The following is a 13,252-nucleotide window of genomic DNA, read 5'->3' on the forward strand; positions in this document are numbered from 1 at the left end:
CCAATACTTTGTTAAAAACAGGCTCATATTAGTCTTTATACGTCCTTGGGTTTAGATGATCGCGCAACCAATCGCCAAGTAAATTCATGGCCAAAATTAAAATAATTAGCGTCACGCTTGGTATGACACAGATCCACCAAGAACCTGCAAACATATAAGCAAACCCAGCTGAGATAAGCGAGCCAAGAGAAGGCTCGGTAGCTGGCATACCTAGCCCTAAAAAAGATAGGGCGGCTTCGGCAACAATGGCATTTGCGATTTGCACGGTAAAAATAACCAAAATAGGAGAAAGTGTGTTTGGCAAAATGTGGCGAAACATGATGCGTTTTGGGCTAATACCCATCACTCTGGCTGCATCAACGTATTCTTTTTGCTTCTCTGCTAGCACCGAGGCGCGAATCGTTCGGGCAAATAGGGGCCACTCTGTTAAACCAATAACCAGGATAAGAATGACCATAGCGAGTTGCTGATATCGAGCCATGCCAAACAAGGATTGGAAGATAGCCAAAAAGACAATCGCGACCATCATATTTGAGAAAGATAATTGAATATCCGCGCAACGCATTAGAAAGTTATCTATACGTCCTCCCAAATATCCTGCCATTAAACCGATGCAAATCCCGAGAGTGGCTTGGATTAATACTGCGCATATACCTATGGTCAATGAGAGACGTGTGCCGTATAAAATCACTGATAAAAGATCTCGCCCTTGAGCGTCTGTACCTAATAAAAAACGATGATCACCGCTAATCCAGCTAGGCGCAATTTCCGCATTCATCAAGTCCATAAAGGCAGGATCGACGATGTCGAAAGGTGCCACCAATGGGGCGAGAAGAGCTACAAGGCAATAGAAAATAAAAATGATCAAAGCCAGCATTGCGAGCTTGTCGCCAACAACGCCAGACCAAATATGTCCCCAACGACTGCCTGAGGTCGGATGAAGTAGATCTTTCTTGGTGTACTTCATAGTCCGTGACTCGCTAAGCGTACAGTGGGGTTAACCAATCCGTAGATCAAATCCACTACAGTGTTAGTAATAACAAAAATACCGCCGACGACAATTAAGTACGCAGAAACAAGTGGTGTATCGACTCGACTAACGGCGTCCATAAACAAAAACCCCATACCAGGCCATTGGAAAATAGTTTCGGTTAAAATGGTATAAGCGACCAAGGTCCCTGCTTGAATACCGCCCACAGTGATGACCGGCAGCATGGTGTTTTTTAAAGCATGAATAAAATAGATCCGTCGTGCCGATAAGCCTTTTGACCATGCAAAACGTATGTATTCTGATTGTAATACTTCCATCATTTCTGCGCGGATTAAGCGGACAAAAATAGGCATCAAAGCAATGGCTAGGGATAGGCTAGGTAAAATTAAATGCTTTAAACCATCCTTTGTAAAAAGGCCACTTTCCCACAAGCCGAATATCTCTATTGTCTGACCTCGCCCAAAGCTGGGAGCCATATTGAGTTCAATGGAAAAAATGTACACCATCAAGATGGCAACAATGAAAATGGGTACAGAGAGACCGATTGAACTGATAATCATCAACAAGCGAGAGAGCGCATGTTTTGGTTTAATCGCAGCTAAAACGCCGCAGGGCGTGGCGACAAGAATGACGATCAAGATAGCGCAAAAAGCCAATTCTAATGTGGCTGGGAGCTTTTTGAGAATTACGTCGAGAGCGGGTTCTTTATAATAGTATGACGTACCTAGATCGCCATGGATCACACCTTTCGCAAAATGCCAATATTGAACGAAAAAGCCGTCATTGAGACCAAGTTCGTCACGAATTTGATTGCGCTCTTCTAGTGATACCGACATGCCAACCATTTGCTGTACAGGGTCGCCTAGCTTGTCTTGTATCGCAAAGCTGATCACACTGATGATGATCATAACAAAGCAGGCTTGTATCATACGGCGAAGTAAAAAAATCAGCATGGGGTGATGGTATTTCCACTCGTCATTGAGGTGATGTTCTCTTGGTAAAAGCCCATAAAGAATTCGCTATACTCACTATTCTGCAATGAATAGATCTCCTATATGGGGGTAGTTTTGGTCATTGACTATGTCTTGTATTTTAACTTTATCTTTGGCTGCCCAAGTAAGAGATTGCCAATATAATGGCACAATGGCTGCATCATTATACAAGGTCCGTTCTATTTGCTGCATAAGACGAAGACGTCTTTCAGGATTCATTTCCCTGTTTGCTTGACGAATGTCATCGTCAATATAAGGCCTGCAATATTCGCTGGCATTATAAGCCCCCATTCCGGTTTTGGCATCTGGGCAGGCGATAATAAATTCAAATAAATTGTTTGAATCCATCGTGTCTGACTGCCAGCCTAGCATCATCATGTCTGCACTGCGGTTATCAAACTCTTTAAAATATTGAGCCTTAGGAAGTGTTTTTAAATCGACCGTGATGTTGATTCTAGACAGCATGGCGGTGATTGCTTGGGCGACTTTTTCGTCGTTCATATAGCGATTGTTCGGCGCCATCATACTAATACGAAAGCCTTTTTCATATCCCGCTTCTTTCATTAGTGCTAACGCTTTCGTTAAATCGTATTCTGGTTCTAAGTTGTTGAGATGGCCAAGAAAACGATCGGGACTTAATTGTCCTGCTGGTGTGGCATATCCTTTTAATATTTTTTCAACGATTAACGCTTGGTTAATGGCTAAGTTTATGGCTTTTCTAACCCTGATGTCTTTAAATTCCTTACGGCGTTGCTGGTTCATGTGGAGCAATAAAATACGCGTACTGGGTAGTGTAACCAGTTGAATGCCTTTTATTTTTTTTGTCCGTTCTATGTCTATCGGTGAAACAGGGAAGATAAAATCCACATCGCCTGAAAGCAGCGCTGCAAGTCTAGTGGAGTCGGCGCGAATCGGAGTTAATATGATTTTATCTACGTTGCCAATTGATTCGGTGTCCCAGTAATTTGGGTTGCGTTTTAGCTCCATACGACTACCCAGTTCTCTATCGACTAGTATGAAGGGGCCAGTTCCTGACACATTTCGAGAAGCAAATGTTTCTCCATATTTAACAATTTGGTCTTTGTCTTGATAGAACAGCCTATCCATTGGAAAGACGTACGTCATGATGTTGAGTAGTAATGGATTGGTGTAAGTGGTGTGAACATCGATTGTATAGTCGTCGACTATGGAAGCAGATTTTATTGTGTCAAACATAGCACGAAAGTCAGGCGATGTTTTTAAGCGATTAATCGTATAAACAACGTCTTTAGCTGAAAAGGCATTACCTGTTCGGAAGGTGACATCTTTACGTAAATAAAAGCGCATTGTTAGATTGTCTATGCGTTCCCATTTTGTCGCCAGACGAGATTCAAATTGACCGTTTTGTTTCCAGCGCAGTAGAGGATCGAAGGCAAGGTGGGAAAATTGTAATGTGCTTTCTGACAGTTGCTCGTGTGGGTCCAAGGAAACTGGATCTGCGCCAAAGGCCATTTTAAGCGTCGTTGCTGTTGCTTTATTCCATAAGAGTAGAGCCAAGCAGCAGGCTATAATAACCTTTTTCTTCATTATCTCAGATCTCATTGTTAAGTGTGGCTTGTGGAGTGCGATGGTTTGCATTTAGTGATGCCTAGATTCTAACGCAGCACTTATAAATCTTGACCATATGGACGACCCTGCATTTTTGCAAAAAAATGAGTAAAAAGACAGCAAGACTAGATGTTTTCAACACAATTAAAGTTGAAATGTGTTTTATTTAAATGATCAGCTTAACAATATAGGTGGATATGAATTATTTTGCGCACCTCCATATTGCTGCAATTACCAATACATCGTGGGTAGGTAATTTGCTTGGTGATTTTCCTGTTGACGCAAGTCATTTAGATGCAGATTTGCTAGCCGGCTGGCGTTTGCATCAAAAAGTAGATGTGATGGTGGATAAGCATGAAGCAAGTTTGTTTTTTCGCTCTATGCCTCGAAAAGGACGCCGGAGATTTGCCGGTATTGTACAAGACATTGCTATGGACTATTGGTTAATACAAAACTGGACGCAATTTAGTACTGTTCCGTTGGATGTGTTTTGTGAACAAGCTGTTATTGGTTTGGTGAAAGATAAAGATCGTAGTCCAGAGCGTCTGAAAAATATGATTAGCTCATTAGAATATGAAAACTGGCTATCAAATTTAGGAACACTTGACGGTGTAGATAGGACAATCCGTTCTATCATGCGGCGTTGGAAGCATGGAGAGCATTTACAAGGTTTTGTCGATGACTTGCCTAATGTAATCGCACAGGCTGAAACACCGTTTTTAGTCTTATACCCAGATTTATTGGATTATGTTAAGCAAGAAATGAAAAAAGCCGAGGCCACACACAGCCTCGGCTAAATGGGCCTTTTTGCTATTAGTTCATAGCGGGCCCGATCGAGAGAACAACCAGATAAGCCAATTAAGCTAGGTGCAGATTCCTTGCTTTTGTCTATCTGGAATGGACGAGTATAGATATTTTCTGCTGAGTCACCTTGATGTAGGTCAGATTCGAGCTGATCACTTCAATAAAAGTCCAATAAATATATGAGAGTTAGGTGCACAGTATTTTATCTCTCTCTTGTGGGAACTTGTGGTAGAATCCGCCACCGAAAAAGACTTGGTTAGAATAGGGGAGTTAGGTTGAGCGTTCAGTGGTATCCAGGGCACATGAATAAAGCGCGTCGAGAAATCGAAGAAGTCATGACGCAAGTAGATATCGTTATCGAGGTATTGGATGCCCGTATCCCCGATTCCAGCCAGAACCCCATGCTTAATACTTTGCGTGGAGATGTTCCTGTTCTTCGTCTTTTGAATAAAAAAGACTTAGCTGACAAAGCTAGACTAGACTTATGGTTAGAGCACTGGCGTGGTAATGAGTCTGTTTTAGCTCATCCTTTTTCCACGCTAGACAAAGCAGATGTAAGTAGAATAAGCCAGTGGGTGAGCCAGATGGTTCCTCATCGAGGCAGTGCTGAAAAACCGATTAGAGCCATGATTGCTGGTATTCCTAATGTTGGCAAGTCCAGCTTAATGAATGCCTTGTTGGGTCGTCGAGTGGCAAAAGTTGGTGATGAGCCTGCTGTTACTAAGTCGCAGCAAAAATTGAAAGTAACAAATGGCTTTCAGATATTAGACACGCCTGGCATTTTGTGGCCAAAAATTGAAAACCCTGATGCTAGCTATCGTTTGGCTGTAACAGGTGCCGTTCGCGATACGGCAATTGATTATGAAGATGTGGCTTTGGCGGGCTTGAAATTTTTTATCGCCGATTATTTAGAGTCGCTGACAACACGTTATAAATTGAAAGAAATCTCTGCAGACCCGTATGAAGTGCTGAAGGTGATTGGCTCTAAGCGTGGCGCTTTACGTGCAGGCGGTAAAGTCGATATGCATAAAGCAGCTGAAGTATTTTTAAATGATGTAAGAACTGGCGCTATTGGTCCTTATGTCATGGAAACACCGGAAATGATTGCTCATGAAGAGCGTTTAGTTGAAGAAGCTAAGGCGAAAAAAGAAGCCGAAAGGCAAGCTCGATTGGCGGCCGCTGTTCCACAACGTCAGCAAGCAAACAATCGCGCTTATCGTAATGCTCAATCACTGGAACAAGCGGAATCAACAGAACAAGCTCAAACTATTCAGCAAGATGAGAACATAGATGACAAACAGTGAGGTTCACGGTCATGGATTATGAAATTGCCTTTGATCAGGACGAAAATGTTTATCGTATTTATACCGGGTATGAATTTGCTGCAATTGGCGAATGGGTATCTGAATACGTACGTGATTTAGAAAGTATTCAACGAGTGCTAATGGCGGCTCGTTTAGCAGAAACAGAGAAAGAAACCACGGAATTTAAGCATGGCCCTTTTGATGTTATTCTGAGCGAAGAAGGTGTGTCAGTCTCTCGACAAGTCGATCTAGACTCAGCAGAAGAAGAAATAAAAGCGATGTTTGATACTCAAGAAAGCTTTTATCAAACGTCGACCGATGGTATTCAAGCAGAATGTGGCTTGGAAGATCTGATTAACATGATCGAAAATTGGCATGAAGTGTTGCAGTAATTCTAAAGTGTTAGGATAGTTGTTCCTTGCGCTGGCTGGGTTTAAACTAGCGCTTGTTTATTTTTTTACGTTTTTTAGGGAGCCGATATGCTCATCGAATTGGAAAAAGCCCGCACTCGAAATAATGTTGTTCGCATTTTTCGTGAAGAATTGGATGGACCAGATGGCTGGACTGACGGTTTTGTTGTGGATGCCAACGAAGAAATGGTTTTGCTCCAATTAGTGGATGATAGTGTTCGTCTTAATGGCTATCAAATTCTCTTTTTAGAGGACATTAGTGACTTTGCTCATCCGGCTCCCTTTAATGATTTTCAGAAAAAAGTATTGGCGCTTCGTGGTGAAGAGGTGGTTGATCCTGAAGTTGAGCTTGAAGACCTAGCGGTATTGTTAATCGATATCAGCGAAGAATTTGGTTTGGTCACGCTTCATCGTGAAGAAATTGAACCAGATAGCTGTGAGATTGGCCGCGTTGTTCGCGCTGATGCTGTTACTTATGAATTAGAAGAAATCGGCTCAGATGCACGTTGGTTTGATGACACGTTTGAATACGATTTATACGATATTACTCGTATTGAGTTTGGCGGAGCTTATGAAGATGCTTTGCTACTAGCAAACGATGATATGGGCGACGATGCTTATGAGTTATCGGATAATTATCCAGATGACGGAATAGTAGACGACGAATAACCTAGTATTCTATCTTTCTTTGAACGTTTAGTTTAAAAAACGCCTTATGGGCGTTTTTTTATTTACATTTATAGCCTTTATAAACTCGTTTTTTTTATAAAGGTCTAAAATAATTTATACCGTCTGGCTGGCCGTGATCTTGTGACATTATAGGGATGGAGTGCTTCGCGAATAAGATGAAATGGAAAATGAGGAACCTTTTTATGTCTCGGTGGTTAACCCTTCTTTGTTCGCTTTTGCTGATTTCTGGCTGTGCGGCCTATGCAACACATCAATTCGATAATATGTTTGGGACACAAAGTCCCGAAAATCGTGTCGCTGAGGTTAGTGATACTGATACTGCGTTTTATAATGAACAAGTGAAACCTATCCTAGATAGTCGCTGTGTTTCTTGTCATGCTTGTTACGATGCGCCATGCCAACTGAAATTTACCGCCTCCGAAGGTATTGAGAGAGGAGGCTCAAAAGACCTTGTTTATGACGGCACCCGTCTATTGGCCGCTTCTCCAACACGTTTGTTTATTGATGCAAAAAGTACCGATGAATGGCGATCAAAAGGTTTTCACCCTGTCTTAAACGAACGAGAACAATCACCTTCTGCTAATTTGCAAGGCAGTTTATTATATCGAGCGATTGCGCTACGAGCGAAACAAGGTGATTTTACTCAGCCTGTTTTGCCGGATAGCTATGACTTCTCACTTGCTCGTGATCAGCAGTGCGTCAGCATTGAAAACTATCAGCAGTTTGAGCAGGATTACCCTGATTGGGGGATGCCTTATGGTCTTCCGGCGCTTAGTGCGGATGAATATGATGTATTGACTCGTTGGTTGGCAAAAGGTGGAAAGATGCCTGACGCTAAGCCTTTGCCTATCAAGCTACAGCAGCAAGTGGCTTTATGGGAGTCACGTTTAAACGGTGATGATTTAAAAGGTCGATTGGTTTCTCGTTATATCTTTGAGCACCTCTATTTATACAGTTTATATTTAGGTGATGGGGAAGAATTTCGTTTTCAGCTAGTGCGTTCCAAAACGCCACCAGGCGAGCCAATCGATCGCATTGCTACACGTCGCCCTTATGACCCGCCGGGCGTAGATCATGTTTATTATCGACTTTGGGCTGACCCAGAAGTCAAAGTGCAAAAAAACCATATCCCTATGCAATTAGATGAGGCGAGATATGCTCGCTGGCAGTCTTATTTTTATGGGGAGGATTATGAAGTAACAAGAGATCCTGGTTATGCGCCTGAAGTGGCTACTAACCCTTTTAAAACTTTTCGTGAAATTCCGGCCTATGGGCGTTATCGTTTCTTGCTGGATCATTCGCAAAAAACAATCATGTCATTTATTAAAGGGCCGGTTTGTCGTGGGCAGGTTGCTGTTAATGTGATTAATGAACAGTTTTGGGTGTATTTTCTTGATCCTGAAGTTGCTTATAACAAAGGCTCCGCAGATTATTTAGAAGATCAAGTGCAGAATTTAGATTTACCTGCTATTGGTTCTAGTAACACCCTGTCACCGACCTCTTGGATTACTTTTTCTGAGCAGCAAAAGTCCTACCTATCCGCTAAAGCGGCACTAATTGAAAAAGAAGTCGGTAAGACTATTCCTTTAGATTTGAGTGTTATTTGGGATGGAGATGGAAATAATCAGAATGCGGCCCTAACCATTTTTCGCCATTTTGACAATGCGTCAGTTGTAAAGGGGATGGTTGGTCAATACCCTAAAACGGCTTGGGTGATTGATTATCCGTTGCTAGAGCGTATTCATTACTTGTTGGTTGCAGGTTTTGATGTGTATGGCAATGTCGGCCATCAATTAGTGACACGTTTATATATGGACTTTTTGCGCATGGAAGGGGAAATGAACTTTTTGCTTCTACTTCCAAAAGAAGATCGCGAGTCGATCCGAAAGTATTGGTACCGAGATGTAAATCAAACAATAAAGGACTATATATTTAGTGATTACATTAAAGTAGATAGTCAAACGCAGGTTCAGTATAAGACGGATGATCATCAGTCTGAGTTATATGAAAAGCTTCGGGATAAGTTATCTGCAGTGCTTGATCATAGTTACGACTTAGAGCAAAGCAAGCTGACGCTGGATCAACGTAATGCTTTATATAAACTGCAAGCAGTACGCGGTGGCGGTTTGGTTAACTTGCCTAATGTAGCGACCGTGTTAGTGACTAAGCAGGGCGTTCCGCTTGATGTTATCAGTATGATTCATAACAAAGCTCACGCTAATATTTCAAGTTTATTAGATGAAGAGGCTACGCGTCTGCCTGAAGAGGATGGTGTTACCTTAGTGAAGGGCGTTTTAGGTGATTACCCTAATGTTCTGATGCAGGTTGAAGAAAGTGAGTTGATTAATTGGGCAAACCAAGTGGCGAATCTTAAGACAAAAGAAGACTATTCAGCTCTTTTGGATAGCTTCGGTATTCGTCGCACTCATCCTAATTTTTGGTTTGTGAGTGATGCAATTGGCAATTTAAATAAAATAGATCGCCCAAGAGAAAGTGGCATTTTGGATTATAACCGCTTAGAAAATAGGTAGGAATATTAGCTCTTAGTGAAAGGGATAAGCGCTTCTGCATTTTCTGCATGATTGAGTGCTTGTAACTTTCGCTTATGAGTCCTAAATAGTAGGAATATTCTTTATTTATTAGGTAAGTACTATGGTTCCATTTTCGATACTGGATTTAGCGCCTGTTGCTGAGGGGCATTCTGTTGCTGATTCCTTGGCTTTGAGTCGTCGTATGGTGGTTGCAGCGGAAGAGCTTAATTATGAGCGCTTTTGGCTGGCTGAGCATCATGGAATGGCTGGTGTGGCAAGTTCAGCAACTTCTGTTGTGTTGTCTCACCTTGGCGCAGCAACTTCAAAGATTCGCATTGGTTCGGGTGGTATCATGCTACCGAATCACTCCCCTCTAGTTATCGCTGAGCAATTTGGTACCTTGGCAGAGCTTTATCCTGGTCGTATCGATTTAGGTTTGGGGCGAGCGCCAGGTACAGATATGCAAACAGCAAGAGCACTTCGTCGCAATATGGACGCTTCTGTTGATAGTTACCCAGATGATGTTTTGGAGTTACAGCGATTGCTAGGTGATGGCGATCAGGGGGTTATGGCTGTTCCCGGTCGCGGTACTCATGTGCCTTTGTGGATGTTGGGCTCGAGTTTATATAGTGCTCAGGTTGCTGCTGAATTTGGCTTGCCATATTCCTTTGCTTCGCATTTTGCACCTGATCAATTAATTCAAGCGCTCACTGTATATCGTCGTAACTTCAAAGTTTCCGAACAACTTTCTAAACCTCATACCATGGCTGGAGTCATGGCTGTCGTAGCGGATACAGACGAAGAGGCGAGATATTTATTTACCTCTGCTCAGCAGCAATTCGTTAATTTGCGTCGTAGCCGAAACCTTCCTTTTGCAAAACCGGTTGATAGTATGGATAGCATATGGTCGCCGAGCGAGAAGCACATGGTTGAGCATATGTTGCAGTACGCTATTGTAGGATCAAAGGAATCTGTTGCCTTTCAGTTAGAGAGTTTTATTGATTCAACAAAGGTTGATGAGTTGATTATTTCTATGCCAATCCATGATTCTGAAGCAAGATTAAAATCATTGCGTTTGATGGCTGAAGTGAGAGATAGTCTGTAACTTAAAAAGAGTGACAGTCTATAAAATGTATCAAAAAGCCACTGGAAGTTTGTGTCTCCCAGTGGTTTTTTTTATTTGTCGTAAGGTGATGGGTCGCCTTTTATTGGCTGAGTTTTGAAGCGTCTGTGTGTCCAATAATATTGTTCTTTTTTAGGTGCTATAACCTTTTCCATCAATTCATTAATTCTAGTCGCGTTTTCAACATCATCTTGGCTTGGGTAGTTTTCGACTTCGGTTAACTTTAGAAGGTAGCCGTTTTCCGTTCTTCCATAGTCGTAAAGTACAACGGGTGCATTGGTCATATTCGCTATGCGTCCAATGTGAGCGATGGTTGCGCATTGGCGGCCATAAAAAGGCGCGAAGACAGAGTTTTTTCTACCGTAATCCTGGTCGACGGCGTACCAGACGGCTTTATTTTGCTTGAGAGATTTTAGTACTTCGCGCATGTTGGTGCGTTCGATGGTTTTAGAAAAAATTGCTTTGCGTTGGCGTTCCATTACCCAGTTCATTACAGGGTTGGTTTGTAATTTATAAATAGGATGAGCGTCGATAAAGCGCGGCATTTGGCTTCCGCAAAAGTCGAGAGAAGAAAAATGGCCGCTAATCAGGATGCAGCCGCGGCCTTTAGCCAATACTCGCTCTACCACATCTTTCCCTTCAAAAGTGATTCGTGATTGAAACTTTTTCTGGCTCTGAAACCAAGAGGAAAAAGTTTCAACAGTGCCTTTTCCCATGCTTTCAAAATGTGCTTTGGTCAGTGCTTTTCGTTCGCTCTCACTCATTTCTGGATAGCAAATTTGTAAGTTTACATCGCATATGTGGCGACGTCTTTTGGCAATAGCGTGCAATGTACGGCCTAGGTATTTTCCTAGCCCTTGTTGTAGTGACCAAGGTAAGAAACTTAGTGAATAGGCGATTCCCATTGCGAACCAGCTTAGCCAGTGTTTTGGGCCAAGGTAGTTAGTGATGCTTTTGTCTAGAGTTGATATCTTTTTAGCCACGGTAGCCTTCCAAAAAGTTGCGCCATTGCGCATCAGAAATATTGAATTGATTGTGTAGGTTGGACTCCTTGTCCAACGATCGCTTTAATCGATCAATGTTTGATTGTTTCCATTTCTCATCCTGAGGTCTTTGCTCGCATTTATCAAAATCAATAAGCCAAACCTTGTTGTTTTGATCAATCATAATGTTATGACAGTTTAAGTCTGAGTGATAAATACCTTCGTCGTGGAAGCGTTTAACCACAGCTCCAATTTCTTGCCAGTTTAAGGTATGGCTGCTTCCCGTTTTAATAATGTCAAAAAGATCTTTTGCGTTTTCTATTGTTTGTGTCAGTAACTCGCCGCGATAAAAGCCTTGTTCGCGAATATATAGGCCGCCAATAGGGTGTGGAACGGGCAAGTCTATCGAACGCATATACTCTAATAAACTTAGTTCAAGCCAAGGGCGTGTGAGTTTTTGGCCAGTAAAAAAAAAGTGACTTTTGTTGAACTTGGCGATGAGTCCGCCTCGACGGTAGCGTCGAATGACAAACTTTCCAAATTGACTGTTGATAAACCAGACTGCGCCTCGGCCATTTCCTGTTCCAGTTACTGCTTGTTGTGACTGCCAGAATTCTGGATCAAACCAAGCCTCTGATAGCGGTAATGTAGGGTCGCTTTTTAACAGTATTGTATTGGGCGATATTTTGATGGCTTGTGGCATTTTGCTCGCTTTAAATAATGTGGTCTTAGTAATGTCTATAAATTTGGACACATTCAAAGGGGACTATTCTATAATACTTGCCAAGTTTAAGCAGCCTTAATGAGGAAGACATGCAACAACAGGATATTCAACAAATAGCAGTGGTTCGATTGTCTGCGTTAGGTGATGTGTGTCATGCGGTGGCCGTAGTGCAAGCTATGATGAAGCTTTATCCTACCGCTAAGGTTACTTGGATTACATCTCCGTTGGAAGCTAGATTGGTGCGCTTACTAGCAGGTGTTGACGTTATCGAGTATGACAAAAAAAGTGGGCTTTCTGGCATGTTTGAGCTTAGAGCAAAACTTAAAAATGTCACATTTGACGCGCTACTGCATTTGCAATGGTCATCAAGATCGAGCGTTTTGACACGAATGCTCAAGGTGAAGAGGCGTATTGGTTTTTCTTTGTCTCGGTCGCGTGAAAAACAAAATTGGTTTGTGAATGAATTGGCGCCAGAGCCTAAAGGCTACCATGTACTAGACTCTTTTTTGTCCGTCGCCAGTGTTTTGGGTGTTACGGACGTTGCTTTTCCATGTCAATTAACCCTACCTGAAATCGATTTTGATTTACCTGACTCTTATGTGGTTGTGAATCCTTGTGGCTCTAAAATTGAAAAGAACTGGACATTAGAAGGAAATCGGGCGGTTGTTAAACGCATTCTAGAAAAAGGTTTAACGCCCGTTTTAACCGGTGGGCCGTCTGAATTGGAAGTGACTTTTTCTCAGGACATTCAGGCTGACATTGATGGTGTTATTAACTTGGTAGGTAAAACTTCGGTTGAGGCTATGTGTACTCTCATTAAAGGTGCTTCACTAGTGGTAAGTCCAGATACTGGTCCTGCGCACATTGCCACTTTGGTTGGAACGCCAGTATTGGGTTTGTATGCGCTTTCCAATCCGAAGCGTACTGGGCCTTATAGTGATATAGAAAATGTCGTTAGTGTTTACGAGGAGCTTGCTGAGAAGGAATATAACAAGCCTGTAAGCGAGTTGCCTTGGGCGACGACTGTGCATGATCCTAAGGCTATGCAGTATATTCAGGTTGAGCAGGTTTTAGCTAAATTGGATGCGCTTATTTAGCGCATCCAATTTAGAA

Annotated in this window: 12 protein-coding genes; 7 read left to right on the plus strand and 5 right to left on the minus strand. The window is 42.3% G+C overall.

Annotated elements, in window-relative coordinates; translation table 11 throughout:
* Positions 1–28: 28 nt before the first annotated feature.
* The 3 genes from CYL31_RS08235 to CYL31_RS08245 all read right to left on the minus strand — a co-directional run bounded on the left by CYL31_RS08235 (position 29) and on the right by CYL31_RS08245 (position 3,549).
* The gene (locus tag CYL31_RS08235; RefSeq protein WP_212918438.1) at positions 29–967 is read right to left on the minus strand and encodes an ABC transporter permease; all 939 of its coding nucleotides are present in this window, start codon (positions 965–967) and stop codon (positions 29–31) included.
* A complete protein-coding gene (locus CYL31_RS08240) occupies positions 964–1,944 on the minus strand; it encodes an ABC transporter permease (RefSeq protein WP_212918439.1) in 981 nt (326 codons plus the stop codon). The genes CYL31_RS08235 and CYL31_RS08240 overlap by 4 nt, the downstream gene beginning before the upstream one ends.
* Before the next feature lie 75 nt (positions 1,945–2,019).
* Complete coding sequence (locus tag CYL31_RS08245) at positions 2,020–3,549, minus strand: ABC transporter substrate-binding protein (protein ID WP_212918440.1); 1,530 nt, start codon at positions 3,547–3,549, stop codon at positions 2,020–2,022.
* 218 nt (positions 3,550–3,767) lie between these two features.
* On the opposite strand from CYL31_RS08245, the gene CYL31_RS08250 reads away from it, so the two are divergent.
* From CYL31_RS08250 to CYL31_RS08275, 6 genes are all read left to right on the plus strand, one after another.
* Entirely contained in the window at positions 3,768–4,367 is a 600-nt protein-coding gene (locus tag CYL31_RS08250; RefSeq protein WP_212918441.1) for an acyl carrier protein phosphodiesterase, read from the plus strand.
* Between the two features lie 282 nt (positions 4,368–4,649).
* The gene (ylqF, locus tag CYL31_RS08255; protein ID WP_212918442.1) at positions 4,650–5,678 is read left to right on the plus strand and encodes a ribosome biogenesis GTPase YlqF; all 1,029 of its coding nucleotides are present in this window, start codon (positions 4,650–4,652) and stop codon (positions 5,676–5,678) included.
* An 11-nt stretch (positions 5,679–5,689) separates the two neighbouring features.
* Positions 5,690–6,070 carry a YacL family protein gene (locus CYL31_RS08260; protein ID WP_212918443.1) on the plus strand — a complete coding sequence of 127 codons (381 nt, stop codon included), beginning with the start codon at positions 5,690–5,692 and terminating at the stop codon, positions 6,068–6,070.
* An 87-nt stretch (positions 6,071–6,157) separates the two neighbouring features.
* Positions 6,158–6,757, plus strand: a complete 600-nt coding sequence (locus tag CYL31_RS08265) for a hypothetical protein (RefSeq protein ID WP_212918444.1) — start codon at positions 6,158–6,160, stop codon at positions 6,755–6,757.
* Between the two features lie 203 nt (positions 6,758–6,960).
* A complete protein-coding gene (locus tag CYL31_RS08270; RefSeq protein WP_212918445.1) occupies positions 6,961–9,309 on the plus strand; it encodes a fatty acid cis/trans isomerase in 2,349 nt (782 codons plus the stop codon).
* Positions 9,310–9,430: 121 nt separating this feature from the next.
* Positions 9,431–10,414, plus strand: a complete 984-nt coding sequence (locus tag CYL31_RS08275) for an LLM class flavin-dependent oxidoreductase (protein WP_212918446.1) — start codon at positions 9,431–9,433, stop codon at positions 10,412–10,414.
* A 71-nt stretch (positions 10,415–10,485) separates the two neighbouring features.
* Here CYL31_RS08275 and CYL31_RS08280 read toward each other — a convergent pair whose 3' ends face one another.
* Both CYL31_RS08280 and CYL31_RS08285 read right to left on the minus strand, forming a co-directional pair.
* Positions 10,486–11,415 (minus strand): LpxL/LpxP family acyltransferase, encoded by a 930-nt coding sequence (locus tag CYL31_RS08280; protein ID WP_249411737.1) that lies wholly within the window; start codon positions 11,413–11,415, stop codon positions 10,486–10,488.
* Positions 11,408–12,118 (minus strand): 3-deoxy-D-manno-octulosonic acid kinase, encoded by a 711-nt coding sequence (locus CYL31_RS08285; protein ID WP_212918448.1) that lies wholly within the window; start codon positions 12,116–12,118, stop codon positions 11,408–11,410. Before CYL31_RS08285 ends, CYL31_RS08280 begins: the two co-directional genes overlap by 8 nt.
* Before the next feature lie 110 nt (positions 12,119–12,228).
* Here CYL31_RS08285 and CYL31_RS08290 point away from each other — a divergent pair, with 110 nt between their 5' ends.
* Positions 12,229–13,236: a glycosyltransferase family 9 protein gene (locus tag CYL31_RS08290; RefSeq protein WP_212918449.1), complete on the plus strand. Its 1,008-nt coding sequence runs from the start codon at positions 12,229–12,231 to the stop codon at positions 13,234–13,236.
* The last annotated feature ends 16 nt before the right edge of the window (positions 13,237–13,252 follow it).

It is taken from the genome of Marinomonas sp. A3A (assembly GCF_018336955.1).
GTDB classification, from domain to species: domain Bacteria; phylum Pseudomonadota; class Gammaproteobacteria; order Pseudomonadales; family Marinomonadaceae; genus Marinomonas; species Marinomonas lutimaris.